The organism is Caballeronia sp. SEWSISQ10-4 2, from assembly GCF_030464885.1.
Taxonomy (GTDB): Bacteria; Pseudomonadota; Gammaproteobacteria; order Burkholderiales; family Burkholderiaceae; genus Caballeronia.
Genome location: NZ_JALPRJ010000024.1, coordinates 51,528 through 69,472, shown reverse-complemented (window position 1 = coordinate 69,472; position 17,945 = coordinate 51,528). Strand labels below are relative to the sequence as shown.

At 61.1% G+C, this 17,945-nt stretch carries 14 protein-coding genes; 4 read left to right on the top strand and 10 right to left on the bottom strand.

Annotation, left to right across the window (positions count from 1 at the left end):
* Positions 1-112: 112 nt before the first annotated feature.
* Positions 113-454, bottom strand: coding sequence for a hypothetical protein (locus M0D69_RS17905; RefSeq protein WP_301783291.1), 342 nt, complete (start codon positions 452-454; stop codon positions 113-115).
* Positions 455-627: 173 nt separating this feature from the next.
* Positions 628-1,314 (bottom strand): arylesterase, encoded by a 687-nt coding sequence (locus M0D69_RS17900; RefSeq protein ID WP_301783290.1) that lies wholly within the window; start codon positions 1,312-1,314, stop codon positions 628-630.
* On the opposite strand from M0D69_RS17900, the gene M0D69_RS17895 reads away from it, so the two are divergent.
* Entirely contained in the window at positions 1,313-2,014 is a 702-nt protein-coding gene (locus tag M0D69_RS17895; protein WP_301783289.1) for an ABC transporter ATP-binding protein, read from the top strand. The genes M0D69_RS17900 and M0D69_RS17895 overlap by 2 nt on opposite strands.
* Before the next feature lie 63 nt (positions 2,015-2,077).
* Here the strand turns inward: M0D69_RS17895 and pgi are convergent, their stop codons facing one another.
* From pgi to M0D69_RS17880, 3 genes are all read right to left on the bottom strand, one after another.
* Positions 2,078-3,703: a glucose-6-phosphate isomerase gene (pgi, locus tag M0D69_RS17890; protein ID WP_301783288.1), complete on the bottom strand. Its 1,626-nt coding sequence runs from the start codon at positions 3,701-3,703 to the stop codon at positions 2,078-2,080.
* Positions 3,704-3,912: 209 nt separating this feature from the next.
* The gene (locus M0D69_RS17885; RefSeq protein WP_301783287.1) at positions 3,913-5,490 is read right to left on the bottom strand and encodes an NAD(P)H-hydrate dehydratase; all 1,578 of its coding nucleotides are present in this window, start codon (positions 5,488-5,490) and stop codon (positions 3,913-3,915) included.
* A 139-nt stretch (positions 5,491-5,629) separates the two neighbouring features.
* A complete protein-coding gene (locus M0D69_RS17880) occupies positions 5,630-6,934 on the bottom strand; it encodes an FAD-dependent oxidoreductase (protein ID WP_301783286.1) in 1,305 nt (434 codons plus the stop codon).
* A gap of 492 nt (positions 6,935-7,426) precedes the next feature.
* Here M0D69_RS17880 and purL point away from each other — a divergent pair, with 492 nt between their 5' ends.
* Entirely contained in the window at positions 7,427-11,485 is a 4,059-nt protein-coding gene (gene purL / locus M0D69_RS17875; protein ID WP_301783285.1) for a phosphoribosylformylglycinamidine synthase, read from the top strand.
* A gap of 140 nt (positions 11,486-11,625) precedes the next feature.
* Here the strand turns inward: purL and M0D69_RS17870 are convergent, their stop codons facing one another.
* The 5 genes from M0D69_RS17870 to M0D69_RS17850 all read right to left on the bottom strand — a co-directional run bounded on the left by M0D69_RS17870 (position 11,626) and on the right by M0D69_RS17850 (position 15,602).
* The gene (locus M0D69_RS17870; RefSeq protein ID WP_301783284.1) at positions 11,626-12,408 is read right to left on the bottom strand and encodes a peptidylprolyl isomerase; all 783 of its coding nucleotides are present in this window, start codon (positions 12,406-12,408) and stop codon (positions 11,626-11,628) included.
* 74 nt (positions 12,409-12,482) lie between these two features.
* On the bottom strand, positions 12,483-12,806 hold the full coding sequence (locus tag M0D69_RS17865; protein WP_301783283.1) for a BolA family transcriptional regulator: 324 nt from the start codon (positions 12,804-12,806) through the stop codon (positions 12,483-12,485).
* Positions 12,803-13,342: a septation protein A gene (locus M0D69_RS17860; RefSeq protein ID WP_122172791.1), complete on the bottom strand. Its 540-nt coding sequence runs from the start codon at positions 13,340-13,342 to the stop codon at positions 12,803-12,805. The genes M0D69_RS17865 and M0D69_RS17860 overlap by 4 nt, the downstream gene beginning before the upstream one ends.
* A gap of 192 nt (positions 13,343-13,534) precedes the next feature.
* Entirely contained in the window at positions 13,535-13,957 is a 423-nt protein-coding gene (msrB, locus tag M0D69_RS17855; protein WP_301783282.1) for a peptide-methionine (R)-S-oxide reductase MsrB, read from the bottom strand.
* A 61-nt stretch (positions 13,958-14,018) separates the two neighbouring features.
* On the bottom strand, positions 14,019-15,602 hold the full coding sequence (locus M0D69_RS17850; RefSeq protein WP_301783281.1) for a YdiU family protein: 1,584 nt from the start codon (positions 15,600-15,602) through the stop codon (positions 14,019-14,021).
* Between the two features lie 176 nt (positions 15,603-15,778).
* Here M0D69_RS17850 and M0D69_RS17845 point away from each other — a divergent pair, with 176 nt between their 5' ends.
* Positions 15,779-17,437, top strand: coding sequence for a 3-(methylthio)propionyl-CoA ligase (locus M0D69_RS17845; RefSeq protein WP_301783280.1), 1,659 nt, complete (start codon positions 15,779-15,781; stop codon positions 17,435-17,437).
* Between the two features lie 176 nt (positions 17,438-17,613).
* Positions 17,614-17,907 (top strand): hypothetical protein, encoded by a 294-nt coding sequence (locus M0D69_RS17840; RefSeq protein ID WP_301783279.1) that lies wholly within the window; start codon positions 17,614-17,616, stop codon positions 17,905-17,907.
* Positions 17,908-17,945: the final 38 nt, after the last annotated feature.

Below are 17,945 nucleotides of genomic sequence, written 5' to 3'. Positions count from 1 at the left end.
CTTCGCGACACCCATAAAAAACCCCGCTGGCGCAAACCAGCGGGGTTTTTTCATATCGGGCTTCTTCAAATCGAAGATGCTCGATGGCAGGGTTGAAGGAAGACCTGAACGGTCAGAGGCAAGCCTTGATGTCGCCGGTGGCGTCGCTGCCGGCCGCGCCCGCAGCGCGGAAGCCGACCCATGAGCCCGGACCGGAATAATTGGGGCGTACGACGGCGGCTGCGCCGTTCGGCGGTTGCTGACCCGGAACGTAGACATCGGCTGCCATGTCGTTCGCGAGCGTGTCCTGCGAAATGACTTGTTGCTGTGATTTATCGGCCCATTTCTGCGCGATACATTGTGCGACTGCCTTCGGCAGTTGCTGGCTCGTGCCAACCTGGCTGACGCCGGGGGACATGGGCGCGGCGCAAGCCGACATCGCGACGGTTAAAGCGAGAACTGGTAAATATTTCACGTTACCTCCTTTCAATGCGCTCACAGCGGAGCCGGGGTTTTTCAGAGTTACGCGAAAGTCTTGATACTGAATCGTGGCCCTATTCCGCGCATGGCTGAAAGCCAACCGGGCGGCGCGCTGACAGGATTCAAGCGGGGATATCGATGAATTGCTTCAATAGTGATGTCCCCCGGTCATTTCGATGGCGCGCCCAGCAAAGGTCTTAAAACTGGCCAGACGTTGTTTAATAGCAAAGGCTGGGCCTGAGGGGTCGGATGAATCTGGTCGGCCTGGAACATTTCCGGCTTGTTTTCGATCCCAGCCAGTAAGAACGGGACCAGCGGCACGTGTTCTTCTTTCGCTAATTGTTCATAGACGCCGTGAAACTTTTGCGAGTAGTCGAGGCCATAATTAGGCGGAACGTACATGCCGACGAGTAAGACTTTCGCGTTGATCGCCTGGGATTGTTCGATGATGGCCCGCAAGTTAGCTTCGGTCGTTGTAAGCGGCACGCCGCGCAGCGCGTCGTTGGCGCCGAGTTCCAAAATCACGATCTTCGGCTTGAGCCGGTTGAGCGCGGCGGGCAGGCGGGCGAGGCCGCCGCTGGTGGTGTCGCCGCTGATGCTTGAATTGGCGACGCTATAATCGAAGTGCTCCTGCGTCAGCTTCGTGCGCAGCAACGCTACCCAGCCTGTATCGCGCGGCAGGCCGTATTCCGCGGAAATGCTGTCGCCGAGGACCACGATCGACGGTTTGCCGGCCGTGGCCGCCACTGCGGCCGCGTTAGTCGTTGTGTCCGCAGCGAAGGCTCGCGTAGCGCACGTGCATACAAGCAGGGCCAGCGTGGCGCGCGTCGTCCAGTTCACCTTAAGTCTCTCCATGCAAAACAATATCGAACCAGTCATTGAAGTACGGGGTTTAAGCAAGCGGGTGAAAGACGCGACGGGCGAATTGATCATCCTCGATCAGATCGACCTGTCGATCGAAAAGGGCAGCAGTATCGCCATAGTCGGCGCATCGGGCTCGGGCAAATCGACGCTGCTCGGTCTGCTCGCCGGTTTGGACAGCGCCACCGGCGGCTCGGTTCGCCTGCTCGGGCACGACCTGGGCACGCTGAACGAAGACGAGCGCGCGGCATTGCGCAGCGGATCGGTGGGATTCGTATTCCAGTCGTTCCAGTTGATGCCGCATCTGACCGCGCTGGAAAATGTGATGCTGCCGCTCGAATTGCGCGGCGACGTGCCGCATAAAGAGATCGCGACGCGTGCACGGGACCTGCTCGAACAGGTCGGTCTCGGTCAACGCACGGCGCACTATCCCAAGCTGTTGTCCGGCGGCGAGCAACAACGTGTCGCGCTTGCCCGTGCATTTGTCACGCATCCGGCGGTGCTTTTCGCCGATGAACCCACAGGCAGTCTGGACGCGGCAACGGGTTACGCGATCATCGACCTGATGTTCGAGATGAACCGGCGCAATGGGGCAACGCTGATCCTCGTTACGCACGATGCCGAACTCGCCGAGCGATGCGACGCGACGGTGACCATAGAAGCAGGGCGTCTCGTGAACGGCTTGAGCGTGTAGTGGGTTGCGGGCGTCTTCTCATGCGAAAACGCCCGCAACTCGCCCGCAACTCAACAACAGCGCTTACAGACTCTTCAACGCAGCCTGCGCACGCGCGATCAACGCCGACGTCGACGAATCGTGCTTGGCAGGATCGGCCTTCTCGCTGGTGATATCGGCTTCAACCACCTTGCCGAGAATCTTGCCCAGCTCCACGCCCCACTGATCGAACGAGTTGATGTCCCACACCGCGCCTTGCACCAGCACCTTGTGCTCGTAGAGCGCGATGACTGCACCGAGCGTCTCCGGCGTGAGGGCATCGAGAATGATCGTGGTCGTCGGGCGATTGCCCGGGAAGCTCAGGTGCGTCGCGAGTTCTTCCTTGCCCGGTCCTGCGACCTTCTTCGCTTCTTCCAGCGTGCGTCCGAGCATCAGCGCTTCGCTTTGCGCGAAGCAATTCGCGAGCAGCTTGGCGTGATGATCGATGAGCGGATGCTCCGGCTTCAACACCGCGATGAAGTCGATCGGGATCAGTGTCGGACCTTGATGCAGCATCTGATAAAACGCGTGCTGGCCGTTCGTGCCGGGCTCGCCCCAGATCACGGCGGCGGTCGCGTAATCGACCATGGTGCCGTCGAGCCGCGCGGACTTGCCGTTGCTCTCCATCTCGAGTTGCTGGAGATACGAAGACAAATAACGCATGGCTTGCGAGTACGGCGCGACCATCACGCTTTGCGACCCGAAGAAGTCGCGATACCAGATGCCGATCATGCCCATCAGCACAGGCAGGTTGCGTTCGAACGGCGCCGTGCGGAAATGCTCGTCCATTGCGTGCGCGCCGGCCAGCAGCTTTTCGAAATTCTCCGGGCCGACCGAGATCACGATCGACAGGCCGACGGTGGACCATAGCGAATAACGGCCGCCGACCCAGTCCCACATCTCGAAGACGTTTTCTTTCGCGATACCAAACTTGACCACTTCTTCCGGATTCGCCGATACCCCCACAAAGTGCTTCGACAGCGCTTCTTCAGGGCAACCGCCCTTCAGGAACCACTCGCGCATGGAGCGCGCATTCGTCATGGTTTCGAGCGTGGTGAACGTCTTCGATACCACGATGGCCAGCGTCTCTTCGGCATTCAGGCCCTTGAGCACGTTGTAGATATCGGCGCCATCGACGTTCGAGACGAAATGCGTGTCCAGACCCGGCAATGCGAGGTGCTGCAATGCATGCACGACCATCTTCGGCCCGAGATCCGAGCCGCCGATACCGATGTTCACTACATGCCGGATCCGCTTGCCCGTGTACCCGGTCCACGAACCGTCGCGGACCTTGTTCGCGAACGCGGCCATCTTGGCTTTTTCAGCCCGGATTTCCTTCTGGAAAGGGGAGTTGTCGTCGGTGGAACGCAGGGCCGTGTGCAGCACCGCCCGATGTTCCGTCACGTTGACGATATCGCCGGCAAACACGGCGTCGCGCTTTTCCGCGACCTTTGCTTGCTGCGCGAGTTCTACAAGGAGCTTGAGCGTGGCTTCGGTGATGCGGTTCTTCGAGAAATCGATGGAAATGCCGCCGCCGTCGAAAGTCAGGCGCTCGGCGCGGGATGGCGTTGTGTCGTTTTGCGGCGCGAACCAGTCGCGCAGGCGCTCGTCACGGATGGCATCGTAATGCGTCTGGAGCGCCGGCCAGGCAGGGAGCGAATTGAGCGTCATAACGGTCCGTTTGTCAGAGGGTGGCGGGGAAATGCGAATCGCACATCGAATCGCACATCATCACGCGGGGTCTGATTATGTTCCATCCCGACCCGCTTACGCGCGAGTCAACAAGTATAGCCACGATGGATGAAAGAATGCTTGCATGGCCGCAAAGGCATGCTGCCCAGGGTTCCATGCGCCACGAATGAATGCCTCGCGCGGCCTGGTCACGCCATGTAGAACAGCTGATTGAGCAAACGGCGCACCTTGGGCGCCAACTCACCGGCGGTCAGTCCCGCCGGACCCTGGCCCTCTTGAGTCAACACCTCCGCGGCCAGCCCATGCAGATAAACGCCTGCAAGCGCGGCTTCATAAGGGGGCAGCCGCTGTGCGAGAAACGCGCCGATCAACCCGCCGAGCACGTCGCCAGTCCCGCCCGTCGCAAGCGCCGCATTGCCGGTGGGGTTCACGGAAATACGGCCATCCGGCGACGCCACGATCGTGCCCGTGCCTTTCAACACAATCACCGCGCTGTAACGCGCCGCCAAGTGGCGCGCCGCCGAAATACGGTCCACCTGTACCTTCTTGACATCGGAGCCGAGCAGCCGCGCAGCTTCCAGCGGGTGCGGCGTCAACACGCAGGGATCGCCGCGAGCACCCCGTTCGGCCACCTTCGCTGCCAGCTTTTCATCCGATGAAATCAGGTTCAGCGCGTCGGCATCGAAGAGTTTGGGGACGTCGAGTGCGAGGACGTCGGCGAGAACCTGCTTCGCGCGCTCGCTCTGGCCCATGCCGCAGCCCACTGCGAGCGCATCCATTTTGTCGAGGGAAAACTGGTCCACGTGGTGCAGCATCAGTTCCGGATGCGGCGGGTCGTAAGGCGGCGAATCCGTGCCGATGAACGCCACGTTCACCTTGCCCGCGCCCCCGTACAACGCCATGCGTGCCGCGAGAATCGGCGCGCCGCACATGCCGGTGTCACCGCCGAGCACGGCCAGCGTGCCGAACGTGCCCTTGTTGGTCGCGTAATCGCGAGGTGGTAAATGCGTGCCGAACAACGACGGCGCGTTGAGCACGATGGACGGTTCGAGCGGCGGCTTGACGCCCAGATCGGCGATATAAAGCTTGCCCGTCAGGTCGCGGCCATCGCCGGTGAAATGACCCGGCTTCGCGCCGATGAACGTCATGGTGTGCGTGGCGCGCACCGCTTGCGGACGGCCGTCGGCGCTGCGGCTGACCGGCTCGCCCGTATCGCTCGACAGCCCGCTCGCGATATCCAGCGCAAGCACGCCGCCGCTCGCTTTCGAACGCCGCGACAGACGCGCGGCAAGATCCGCGAACACGCCGTCCAGCGGCCGTGCGAGACCGATGCCGAACATGCCGTCGACGAGCCAGCCGAAGTGATCGAAGGAGTTGGGCGCTTCTGTCGTGATTTTCACACCGGCTTTTTTGGCTTCGGCCAGCGCCCAGCGGGCGTCGTCCGGTTTGACTTCCACCGGCATGCAGACTTCCACATCGATACCCGTTTGCTCCAGGCGGGCCGCCATCACAAGCGCATCGCCACCATTGTTGCCGGGGCCGGCCACGATCCAGACGGGAAGCCCGGCGAGATGCGGCGCATGCCTGTCCGTATCGATGACAAATTGCGCCGCAGCAGCCCCGGCGCGCGCCATCAGCGTATTCGCGGGCAAGGCAGCCGCCGTACGGCGTTCGAGCGTACGGAGTTCATCGAGTGTGAGGAGCGCCAGCGCGTGATCGCGCGGCTCGATATACGGCGGGGCAGTATTTGAGGCGGAGTCGGTCATGGCGGCAGCGGAAGAGAAGTGCGTGAACTCATCGCAATTATCACGCCCAAATGCCCGCAAGCGTCGAACGCCGGGGATTTGCGAAGCGCCTTGCTTCCACTAAAACGCCAACGCCGTGCCCGATGCCCGTCAAATCATCCTAGAACCGATCCATCCGCAACGCGCTCAGCGTTTCGGCGGGCACGTCGGGCGTGGTCCCGGAGACCATCGCCGCGATCACTTTAGCGGCCCCGCAAGCGATGCCCCAGCCCGCCGGACCATGCGCCGCATTGACGAACAGGCGGGCGTGCGCGCTCGGGCTCACCACGGGCAAACCATCGGGCGAGATAAGCCGGATGCCGTCCCATGCCCGCGCCGCCGATACCTTCGCCGCCCCCGGAATCCAGTCGTGCGTCGCCTGGCCGAGCAGCGCCAGAGCGCGGCGCGTCATGCTTTCGGTCATCGGCTTGTGCGCCTTGGCCACGCTCTCCAGCACCGCGCCACCCGTCACGCGCATGCGCTGGTTGATCCGCGTCATCGTGATGCGTTTCACCGAATCGACGACCGTAATGTGCGGCGCGCGCTCCTCGTAAGCAATCGGCGCGGTCAGCGTGTGCAGGCGCAGCGGGTGCAAGGGCAACGCGATTCCCAGCGTCGCCAGCAACGCCGGCGTGCCGGTACCAGCCGCCACGACGATGGCATCGGCGCCGATCAGTTCCACATCGCGGGACTTGCGGCCTTTGCCATCGACTTCACCTGCGCGCGGCCCGAGTTCCACGGCGGCGCGCTGGGCATCGGCGCGGATTGCCGTCACTTCGCGGCCAAGCTGAAACTGCACGCCGCTGTCTTCCAGCGCCTGCTTCAGCAACTTGGTGAACAACGGGCAATTGGCGGTGCGGGCATCGCCGAGCAACACGCCGCCAGCGAGCGGCGGATCGTCGGGAATGGACGGTTCGGCGGCCACGCATTCGGCGGGCGTCAGCATCTTGTGCGGCGTCTCGAAGCGCTGCAGCAACGCAATGGCCGACTGCGCCAGTTCGAGATCGCGTGCATCGCGGAATACGTGCAGCACGCCGGTGCGCTGTTCGTAATCGAGCGCGTATCTCGTGTCGATATCTGCGATGACATCGCGCGATATCTCCACCAGCGGCCGCAACGCCGCGTATTGCCCGGTGAAACGCTCGGGATCCTTGAGCAGCGCAAGTTGCTTCGCGAACTCGCGGGTGTCGGAATTGAAGCCGGGTTTGAACACGACGCCGGTTTTTGCTGCGCGGCGCGTCTGCATGAAGGTTGGTCCGAACCACACATCGAGCGGCGAGGGCAGCACGGAGCCGCCATGACCGTAGGTCGCGCCCTGCGCAACGGTGGCATGGCGCTCGACCACGCAGACGCGGTGCCCGTTTGCACGCAATTGATACGCGGTGGCGATGCCGGCGATTCCGCCGCCGATGACGATGACATCCATGATTCGTTCTCGCCCGAAGGCGCAAGACCAGACTGGTTCACGAGCCGGCGCCCGAATGTGACCGGGCGCCCGGGATTCGCCGGGATTCTCGTGAGAGAAGCGAAAGAAGCGAACCGGCGTTTAACGACAACTACGCGACGACTACGCCGGTCGGGGAAAGCGCGCCATGATAGCGCCAATCGCGCGCCGCCGGGATGGCGAGAAGTCCGCCGCAACCGCGCCGAAGCCCCGCCCGGCGGCGGGAAACCCAGGCGTGGCAAGGCTTCTGAAGCGCACCGCAGAACCTTCGTAAAAACATTACAGCGGCATTTGAGAGATTGGGGCATCTCATTCGGGGCGTTTCACAGCTTGGCCGGGGGTCCGTTTTCGAGACACTTCCGGGTTATAATCCGGGTCTTCTCACCGCCAAATGCGGCACTGCCGCAAGCGGCTCCGACGTCTCTCGTCTCGACGTCGCCTCGGCGTCTCCGACGTCATTTAAGCACCGTGACAATGGCCCACTTCTCGTGTTTCCCCGGCGCTTCGGCCCTCTCCGATTTCCGTCAAACCCGCCTGCTCGAAACATTGACGCGCATCGACCCGAATATTGTCGGCGTGCGCGGCCAGTATCTGCATTTCGTCAACTCGACCGAACCGCTCTCCGATGAGGACAGCAACCGCATCCACGCGCTGATGCACTACGGCACGCCGTTTGAGGCAACAACCGAACGAGGCGCACACGAAACCTTCATGGTTGTGCCGCGTTTCGGCACGGTGTCGCCGTGGGCGAGTAAAGCGACAGATATCGCGCATCACTGCGGCCTCGCGCAGGTCCGCCGGATCGAGCGCGGCATCGAATATACAGTTTTGCTGAAGGGCGGATTGCTCGGAACCGGCATCGGCGGCAAGAAGGCGTTGAGCGAGCAAGAGCGCACGGCGGTCGCCGCCGCGTTGCATGACCGGATGACCGAAAGCGTAGCGCCGTCGCGGGACCACGCGCTGCATCTCTTCGACGAACTGCCGGCCCAGCCGTTGCAAGCCGTCGATATCCTCGGCCGCGGCCGCGGCGCGCTGGAGACGGCGAACGCCGAACTGGGCCTGGCGCTCGCGGAAGACGAAATCGACTATCTCGTTGATTCGTTCAAGCAGTTGCAGCGCAACCCGACCGACGTCGAATTGATGATGTTCGCGCAGGCCAACAGCGAACACTGCCGCCACAAGATTTTCAACGGGCAGTGGACCATCGACGGCGAGCCGCAGGACATTTCGCTCTTCAACATGATCCGCAACACCGAGAAGCTAAATCACGCCGGCACGATTGTCGCGTATTCGGATAACTCGGCGATCATGGAAGGCGGCACGGCCGAGCGCTGGTTCCCGCGCGGTTCGAACGAGCATTACGGTCGTCACACCGAATTGACGCACACGTTGATGAAGGTCGAGACGCATAACCACCCGACCGCCATTTCGCCGTTTGCGGGCGCCGCGACGGGCTCGGGCGGCGAGATCCGCGACGAAGGCGCAACCGGTCGCGGCGCGCGTCCGAAAGCGGGTCTGGCGGGTTTCACGGTATCGAACCTGGACTTGCCCGATGCACGCCAGCCGTGGGAAAACGCCCGCGACAGCGCCGTGCCGGTGCCGCAGCGCAATCCCTCCGATGCCCATGAGCCGTATGGACGGCCGGAGCGCATTGCTTCGCCGTTGCAGATCATGATCGATGGCCCGATCGGCGCGGCTGCGTTTAATAACGAGTTTGGCCGACCCAATCTGGGCGGCTATTTCCGCGCTTATGAGCAAAACGCCGCCGGGCGCGTGCGGGGTTATCACAAGCCGATCATGATCGCGGGCGGCATCGGCAATATCTCGGACCAGCACACGCACAAGATGGATCTGCCGGCGGGATCGCTGCTGATCCAGATCGGCGGTCCGGGCATGCGTATCGGCATGGGTGGCGGCGCAGCGAGCTCAATGGCGACCGGCGCGAACACCGCGCAACTCGACTTCGATTCCGTCCAGCGCGGCAACCCGGAAATCCAGCGGCGCGCACAGGAAGTGATCAACGCATGCTGGCAGTTGGGCGCTGAAAACCCGATTCTGAGCATCCACGACGTGGGCGCGGGCGGGTTGTCGAATGCGTTTCCTGAACTGGTCGATGGGGCGGACAAGGGCGCGCGTTTCGAACTGCGTCGTGTGCAGCTTGAAGAATCCGGTTTGTCGCCGCGTGAAATCTGGTCGAACGAGGCGCAGGAACGCTACGTTCTCGCGATCGCGCCGGAAAGCCTCCCGGCCTTCGAAGCCATCTGCACGCGTGAACGCTGCCCGGTGGCAGTGGTCGGTGTGGCTACGGAAGAACGCCAGTTGCAGTTGATCGACGACTTGAAGAGTGCGGACGAAAAGCTCGAACCCGTCGATATGCCCATGGAAGTCCTGCTCGGCAAGACGCCAAAGATGCATCGCGACGTGAAGCGCGAAGTCTTGAAGTTTGAACCCGTCGATGTGACCGGTTTGGTGTTGTCGGAGATCGCGGTCAGCGTGCTCAAGCACCCGACGGTTGCCAGCAAGTCGTTCTTGATCACGATTGGGGATCGGTCGGTGGGCGGCACGACCGCGCGCGATCAGATGGTCGGCCCGTGGCAAGTGCCCGTCGCCGATTGCGCAATCACCACGATGGATTACGCGGGCTTCCGCGGCGAAGCGATGACCATCGCCGAGCGCACGCCGTTGGCTGTTATCGATGCACCGGCGTCGGGCCGCATGGCCGTGGGCGAAGCGGTGACGAACATTGCGGCGGCACCCATCGAATCGTTGAACAAGCTGAAGCTTTCCGCTAACTGGATGGCTGCATGCGGCAGTCCTGGCGAAGACGCAGCGCTGTTTGACACCGTGAAGGCCATCGGCATGGAATTGTGCCCGGCGCTCGGTATCAGTATTCCAGTCGGCAAGGATTCGCTGTCGATGCGCACCAAGTGGCAGGACGCCACGGGCGCGGCGAAGGAAGTGGTGTCGCCGGTGTCTCTGATCATTTCGGCGTTCGCGCCGGTTGAAGATGTACGTCGCCAGCTCACGCCGCAGTTGCAGCGTGGCACGGATACGGTGCTGATCTCTATCGACCTGGGTCGCGGCAAGAACCGTCTCGGCGGCAGCATTTTGGCGCAGGTGACGCAGCAGATCGGCGACACGGTTCCTGACGTCGATGATGCCGAGGACCTCAAGCGCTTCTTCAACGCGATCCAGTCGCTCAACGCAGCAGGCAAATTGCTCGCGTATCACGATCGTTCCGATGGCGGCCTTTGGGCCACTGTCTGCGAAATGGCGTTTGCCGGGCACGTGGGTGTGTCGCTGAATGTGGACATGCTGATACTCGATCCCAGCCACGAATCCGATTACGGCGATGCCAAGGACTGGGCGAAGCAGACCAGCGGGCGTCGTGAGGACCGGACCATTCGCGCGTTGTTCGCCGAGGAGTTGGGTGGCGTGATCCAGGTGCCTCTGGCGGATCGCGATGCTGTGCTGGCTGCGTTGCGCGAACACGGGCTGTCAGCGTGTTCGGAAGTGATAGGCAAGCCGAACGAGCGTGACACCATTGAAATCTATCGCGACGCGAAGAAGATCTTCGACGCCCCGCGCCATGATTTGCAGCGTGCGTGGAGCGAAGTGAGCTGGCGCATTGCCCGGTTACGCGATAACCCCGCCTGCGCCGATGCTGAATATGATGCGTTGCTCGACCCTGCAGATCCGGGCATTTCGCCGGTTTTGACTTTCGATGCGGCGCAGGATGTATCGGCTCCGTTTGTTGGCAAAGGCGCGCGTCCGTGCGTTGCAATCTTGCGCGAGCAGGGCGTCAATTCGCATCTGGAAACGGCTTACGCATTTGACCGCTCGGGCTTCGATACGCACGACGTTCACATGAGCGATTTGCTGGAAGGCCGCGTTACGTTGGCTGACTTCGCGGGCGCAGTGGCGTGTGGTGGTTTCTCCTACGGCGACGTGCTCGGCGCAGGCGAGGGCTGGGCGAAGACCATCCGCTTCAATCCGCGGCTTGCGGACATGTTCGCCGAGTTCTTCGGCCGCACCGATACCTTTGCGCTGGGCATTTGCAACGGTTGCCAGATGATGAGCAGCCTCGCTTCGATGATTCCCGGCGCCGATGCATGGCCGAAGTTCACGCGCAACAAGTCGGAGCAATTCGAGGCACGCTTTTCATCGGTTGAAGTACAAAGCTCCCCGTCGATATTCTTCGCCGGGATGGAAGGCTCGCGAATTCCAGTCGCGGTTGCGCACGGTGAAGGCTTCGCGGATTTCTCGCAGCAAGGCGATTCGGCAAACGCTCTAGTCGCCATGCGTTTCGTCGATAACCAGGGCGCTGCTACCGAGCGTTATCCGTTTAATCCGAATGGCTCGCCGCAGGGGATTACGTCGGTGACGACGCCCGATGGGCGCTTCACCGTGCTGATGCCGCATATGGAGCGTGTGCACAGGAATGTGCAGATGAGCTGGACGCCAGGGGATTGGACTGCAGACGCAAGCCCGTGGCTGCGCGTGTTCCAGAACGCGCGGCGCTGGGTCGGATAAAGATGGAGCGGGTGCCCTTGGCTAACCAAACAAGGGCATCAACTAAGGGACTGAAAGCCCAATGAAAAAGCCCCGCTGGTGCAAACCAGCGGGGCTTTTTCACATCGGCAAAAAGCCGACAATTACTTCAATTACTTCAATTACTTGATAACAGCCTTCTTCTGCAAACCTTCTTCAAAGGCCTGCAGCTTTTCCTGCTGAATCTGCTTCGCAATCTGATCCTTGACCTGCTCAAGCGGCGGGGGCGCAACATCGCGAATATCGTCCAACCGAATGATGTGCCAGCCGAACTGCGTCTTCACCGGCGTATCCGTCATCTCGCCCTTCTTCAGCTTCTCGGCCGCCGCGCCGAACTCCGGCACGTAAGCCTGCGGGCTCGACCAATCCAGATCGCCGCCATTTTTGCCCGATCCCGGATCTTTCGAATACTGCTTCGCCAGATCTTCAAAGCTCGCGCCAGCCTTGATCTTCGCGATCAAGTCCTTCGCCTGGGCTTCATCGGCTACGAGGATATGGTGCAGGTGATATTCCTTGCCACCACCGACTTGCTTCACCATATCGTCGTAACGCGCCTTGATTTCAGCGTCGGTCGGTGCATTGGTCTTCACGAAATCTTCGATCAACGCCCGCAATACCACGGTCTGCTGAGCCACCGCAATCTGCGCCTTCACCTCAGGACGCGTGGCAATACCGCGCCGCATGGCTTCCTGCATCAGGATCTCGCGATTCACCAGCTCTTGACGCACGGCCGCCTGCAATTGCGGCGTGTCCTGCTGACCTTGCTGAACGAGTTGCGCAACGAGAGCGTCCACGCGGGACTTGGGAATCGGCGTGCCGTTCACCACGGCAATGTTCTGAGCAAACACAGGCACCGCCGCAAACGCGGCCAGCAGCACCCAGATACGGGGATTTTTCAAAATCATCAATAGTTCCTGATCAGAACGAGGGCTGGGAATCTTGGCTGAAAGCACAACTGAGCTGAGGGACGGTCACCCGGTCACTCGAACTGTTCTGCGAATTCTTCGGGTGTAAAAGCCTTGATGGCGAGTGCATGAATTCCCTGCCGCAGCTCATCGGCCAGCGCATCATACACCAGCCGGTGCCGCGCCACGCGTGGCTTCCCGGCGAATCGGGCAGCCACGATAGTGACCGTATAGTGGCTGCCCGCCGAGGCTCCGGCATGGCCGGCGTGCGCCGCGCTGTCGTCGTCGATATGCACCGAGTCGGCCGCGAGCGCCGCGTTAAGCCGCGCTTCAAGATAGGCGATCTTGCCTTCAGCGGACGCGTTGACGAAGTTCTCGATAAAACCGGGATCGCTCATTTCCCTTCGTCCTCTTTCATGTACTTCGCGAGCCACAAACTCTGCGCGACGATAAACACCACCAAACACCCGGTCGCGCCGAACAGCTTGAAGTTGACCCACTGATCGGTGGTGTAGTTGAAGGCGACGAACAGGTTGACCACGCCGAGGATCGCAAAGAACACGGCCCAGGCGAGATTCAACTGGCCCCACACGCGATGCGGCAACACGATCTGCTTGCCCATCATCGCTTCAATGAGGTTCTTGCCAAAACCGACCTGCGACACAATCAGCGCGCCGGCGAAGAGCCAGTAGAGCGCGGTAGGTTTCCACTTGATGAACGTATCGTTATGCAGCACGAGCGTCGCGCCGCCGAACACGACCACGACCCCGAGGCTCACCCACAGCATAGGGTCAACTTTGCGATGCCGGAACGCGACCCACGCAATCTGCACGAGCGTGGCGACAATCGCGACAGCGGTTGCGGTGTAGATGCCCCAGATCTTGAATGCGACGAAGAAGAGGAGGATCGGAAACAGATCGAACAGAAATTTCATGTCGTAGGGACGAGGAGGGCATCGATTTGAAAGCGCACACACGCCGCGCGTAACCGGGTCACTGCGGGTCATAACCGGCACGCGACGACGTTTGCGAGTGAATAACCGCAGGTCAGGCCGCATTTATTTGAAAGCGCGCGGCGAGTTGACTCGCCGCGGCAAGGCCGACTGACTGGCTCACTCGCCTGACGCTTACTTGGGTTCGAATTGTAGCGCAGCCGAGTTGATGCAGTAGCGCAGGCCGGTTGGCGCGGGGCCATCTTCGAAGACGTGGCCCAGATGCGCGCCGCAGTTCTTGCATTGCACCTCGATGCGCAGCATGCCGTGCGCGTGGTCGGTCTTTTCCTTGATCACTTCGCCGTTGATCGGCTTGAAGTAGCTCGGCCAGCCGCAACCGGCATCGAATTTCGTATCCGATTCGAACAGCGGCGTGCCGCAGCACACGCAGTCGTACACGCCACGTTCCGTGTGATCCCAGTACTCGCCGGTGAACGGCCGCTCGGTGGCCGCGAGGCGCGTCACCTGATACTGGATGTCGGTCAATTCCTTGCGGTAGGCGGCGTCGTCCTTCTGCAGCGGAGCAACGGGGTCCTTCGTAAGGTCGTCTCGGTTCATGGTTCTATCTCCAGAGCTTGAGTTGCGCCCAACAAGGCGGCTCAATTATTTGGGGGCTGTTTCAGGAAGAGCAACTGACTTCCAGGTCGCTCGCCCAGTCGGGCGGCAGGCCGGCATACGCTTCGAATTCAGGTTGTTCGTCGAACGGGTTCCGCAATACGCGCGCCAGTCTTTCGACCTCGGAAAAGTCCTTCTCCTTCGCCAGCCGGATGGCGTTTTCGGCCAGATGATTGCGTAAGACATATTTTGGATTCACGGCGTTCATCGCGTTTGCACGCGCTTCGTCGCTCCGTGTTTCCTCCGACACACGCAGCCGGTAGTCGTTTGCCCAGACATCGAAAGCGGCCCGATCGAGGAACAGATCGCGTACCGGCGCGTCGCCGGAAGCATCCGCCTTGCGCATTTTGGCAAGATTGCGCAACGTCAGCGTGAAATCAGCGCGATTCGCGTTCATCACTTCGAAGAGGCGGCTGACGAGTTTGTCGTCGCCCTCGCGGATCTCGGCCAGACCGAGTTTCGCGCGCATCAGGCGCTCGAGCGCGGGTGCAAAACGGTCCTTGAATCCTTCCAGCACTCGCTGCGCGTCTTCGATGATCTTTTCGTTGCGCTTGTCACCGTTATCGCCGTCGTATTGCGCACCGAACAGCGGCACCAGCGCCTGCGCGAGGCAAAACAGATTCCAGTAGCCAATCTGCGGCTGCATTTTATAAGCGTACCGGCCTTGTGAATCCGAGTGATTGCAGATGTGATTCGCGTTGAATCCGTCGATAAACCCAAACGGGCCGTAATCGATTGTCAGCCCGAGAATCGACATATTGTCCGTGTTCATCACGCCATGGCAAAAACCAACGGCTTGCCAGTCCGCCATCAGGTCGGCGGTGCGAAGGGTGACTTCGTTGAGGAGCGCGAGGTAAGGATCGTCTGCTTTGCGGCAGTGCGGGTAGAACCGGTCGATCACGTGATCGGCGAGCTTTCGCAGTTCGTCCACGCGGTCGTTCGTGTAGAAGTGCTCGAAGTGCCCAAAGCGCACGAAACTCGGCGCGACCCGCGTCACGACGGCCGCCGTTTCCATGGTTTCGCGCCTGACCGGCTGGTCCGATCCAATCACGCACATCGCCCGTGTAGTCGGAATGCCGAGATGGTGCATGGCTTCGGAGCACAAATATTCGCGTATCGATGAGCGCAGCACTGCGCGCCCATCGCCCATGCGCGAATACGGCGTGCGTCCCGCGCCTTTTAACTGCAGCTCGAGGCGCTTGCCGTCGTGTTCGATCTCGCCCAGGCCGATCGCGCGGCCATCGCCGAGTTGGCCGGCCCATACGCCGAACTGATGCCCCGAATACACCGACGCATACGGCAACTTCTCCGCCGGCCATTCGCGCGTGGGATTTCCCGCGAACAACGCGGCAAACGCCGGATCCTGCGCATCCGCGGCGTTAAAGCCGAGTTGCGCGGCGATATCGGCGGAAATGCCTACCAGATAAGGCTCCGGCAAAGGCGCGGCGGGCAGGCGGGTGAGGAAGGCGGAACCGAGTGAAACGAACGCATCGGGCCGGTCGGTTTCGATCGATGCGAGCAGCGAATCCACGGGCGCAGGGCTTGCCGGTTCGGCAACTGCTGCGGTGCTGCTTGGGGAAAACGACATATTGAGCACCTCATGATTAACCGATATTGTAAATCCGCGCCCGCGCCGCTGCACAAGCGCGCGCCATGCGGCTTGCGCATTGGATTAAGAATCAACTCAGGAGTCGAAAAAGACGTCAATCCAGCAGTAGATCAGGCATTAAATCCCGTGCATCCGGACTTGTGAGGAACTCGCCCATGACGTCGCCGCTTTTCGGCCAGATGATGGATGTACCGCTGCTCGCTTCATCGTTGATATCCCACGCTGCACGCCATTTCGGCGACACCGAAATTGTCTCGCGCCGTATTGAAGGCGATATTCATCGCTATACTTGGCGCGATTGCGAAAAGCGCGCGAAACAAGTGGCGCAGGCATTGATCGGACTGGATGTAAAACCCGGCGAACGGGTTGGTACATTGGCGTGGAATGGATATCGCCATCTGGAATGCTATTACGGCGTGACTGGCATGGGCGCCGTCTGCCACACGATCAACCCGCGGCTGTTCCCCGATCAGGTTGCGTTCATCGTCAATCACGCTGACGATGAATACATCGTCTTCGACATGACGTTCAGCGCGCTCGTCGACATCATTGCGCCGGAGTGTCCGAACGTGAAGGGCTGGATTGCGCTGGGTGACGAGACCTGTATCAGCACCCATCTCGCCAATATGGCCACGCCCGTGCTCAGCTATGAAACGCTGCTGGCGAAATACGACGGCGACTACACGTGGCCAGTCCTCGACGAACGTTCTGCATCGTTTCTCTGCTACACATCGGGCACGACCGGTAATCCAAAGGGCGCGCTCTACAGCCATCGATCGACCGTGCTGCACGCGTTCGGCGCGTCGCTCCCGGACGCCATGGGCTGTTCCGCCCGTGACGCGATCCTGCCCGTCGTGCCCATGTTCCACGTCAACGCCTGGGGCATTCCGCACGCCGCGCCGCTGGTCGGCGCGAAGCTGGTGCTGCCCGGCAATTGTCTCGATGGCAAAGCGCTCTACGAACTGATGGAAGCCGAGGGCGTGACGTTTTCGGCAGGTGTACCAACGGTCTGGCTCGCCTTGCTGAACTACATGAAGCAGGCGGAGGTGCGCTTCACTACGCTCAAGCGCACGGTGATCGGCGGCTCGGCGTGTCCGCCGGCCATGCTGCGTGCATTCGAGGACGACTACGGCGTGGAAGTCATTCACGCTTGGGGCATGACGGAGATGTCGCCGCTCGGCACGCTCGCCAAACTGACCTGGAAACAGCAGCAACGCTCGCCGGAAGAACAACGGCATCTGCGTGAGAAGCAGGGTCACGTGATATTCGGCGTGGACATGAAAGTCGTCGGCGATGACGGCCGCGCGCTGCCGTGGGACGGCAAGTCGTTCGGCGACCTGCACGTACGCGGGCCGTGGGTGATTGACCGGTATTTTCGCAAGGACGATTCGCCGCTGATCGACGGCTGGTTTCCGACCGGCGATGTAGCGACTATCGATGCCGATGGTTTCATGCACATCACCGATCGCAGCAAGGACGTGATCAAGTCGGGCGGCGAATGGATCAGCTCGATCGATCTGGAAAACGTGATGATGTCGCACCCGCAGGTGGCGGAAGCGGCGTGTATTGCGTGTTCGCATCCGAAGTGGACGGAACGGCCGCTGGTGGTGGTCGTACTGCGACCCGAAGCGAGCGTCACGCGTGAGGAATTGCTCGCGTTCTACGACGGCAAGGTGGCGAAGTGGTGGAAGCCCGACGACATTATTTTCGCCGATGAACTCCCGCATACGGCCACCGGCAAGCTGCAAAAGCTACGGCTGCGCGAGTTGTATCGTGAACATGTGCTGCCGGGTGTCGACGAAAAAGTCGTCTGATTCTCCTGTTTTTCGTGTTTAAGCCGGGCCACAAGCGAGCGGCCCGGTTCCCTCTCTGGTGCGTTTCCCCCTTGTTGAGCAAAGATAAAGTCGTATAAGCGCCGTCGTTGCTTGAAAGCCTCTTTCCTGCCGCCGTGCGATTCGCATTGGGCAAGCAAGCCAGGCATGGGAAATTCATGAGCGAATTGGTGATTTACCAACCCGAGGCCGGCGCGCCGGTGGCGGTACGGTTGGAAGGGGATACGCTGTGGTTGAAGCAAGAACAGATGGCCGAACTATTTGGTCGTGAACGTTCTGTGATTACCAAGCACCTGAAGAATGTTTTCAAGGATGGTGAATTGATCGAGGAAAGCAATGTGCAATATTTGCACATTGCTGGTTCAGATAAGCCTGTGAAATTTTACATTCTGGACGCGATCATCAGCGTCGGCTATCGGGCCAATTCGAAACGCGGCACGCTGTTTCGTTAGTGGGCACCTGGCGTTCTGCGTGGCCATTTGACCCAAGG

What these genes read in the sequence shown, in the direction of transcription:
- pgi (WP_301783288.1), bottom strand. Translation starts at nt 3,703, where the DNA reads ATGACGCTCAATTCGCTCCCTGCCTGGCCGGCGCTCCAGACGCATTAC.
- purL (WP_301783285.1), top strand. Translation starts at nt 7,427, where the DNA reads ATGGCCCACTTCTCGTGTTTCCCCGGCGCTTCGGCCCTCTCCGATTTC.
- M0D69_RS17840 (WP_301783279.1), top strand. Translation starts at nt 17,614, where the DNA reads ATGAGCGAATTGGTGATTTACCAACCCGAGGCCGGCGCGCCGGTGGCG.
- M0D69_RS17860 (WP_122172791.1), bottom strand. Translation starts at nt 13,342, where the DNA reads ATGAAATTTCTGTTCGATCTGTTTCCGATCCTCCTCTTCTTCGTCGCA.
- M0D69_RS17870 (WP_301783284.1), bottom strand. Translation starts at nt 12,408, where the DNA reads ATGATTTTGAAAAATCCCCGTATCTGGGTGCTGCTGGCCGCGTTTGCG.
- M0D69_RS17845 (WP_301783280.1), top strand. Translation starts at nt 15,779, where the DNA reads ATGACGTCGCCGCTTTTCGGCCAGATGATGGATGTACCGCTGCTCGCT.
- M0D69_RS17885 (WP_301783287.1), bottom strand. Translation starts at nt 5,490, where the DNA reads ATGACCGACTCCGCCTCAAATACTGCCCCGCCGTATATCGAGCCGCGC.
- msrB (WP_301783282.1), bottom strand. Translation starts at nt 13,957, where the DNA reads ATGAACCGAGACGACCTTACGAAGGACCCCGTTGCTCCGCTGCAGAAG.
- M0D69_RS17900 (WP_301783290.1), bottom strand. Translation starts at nt 1,314, where the DNA reads ATGGAGAGACTTAAGGTGAACTGGACGACGCGCGCCACGCTGGCCCTG.
- M0D69_RS17880 (WP_301783286.1), bottom strand. Translation starts at nt 6,934, where the DNA reads ATGGATGTCATCGTCATCGGCGGCGGAATCGCCGGCATCGCCACCGCG.
- M0D69_RS17850 (WP_301783281.1), bottom strand. Translation starts at nt 15,602, where the DNA reads ATGTCGTTTTCCCCAAGCAGCACCGCAGCAGTTGCCGAACCGGCAAGC.
- M0D69_RS17865 (WP_301783283.1), bottom strand. Translation starts at nt 12,806, where the DNA reads ATGAGCGATCCCGGTTTTATCGAGAACTTCGTCAACGCGTCCGCTGAA.
- M0D69_RS17895 (WP_301783289.1), top strand. Translation starts at nt 1,313, where the DNA reads ATGCAAAACAATATCGAACCAGTCATTGAAGTACGGGGTTTAAGCAAG.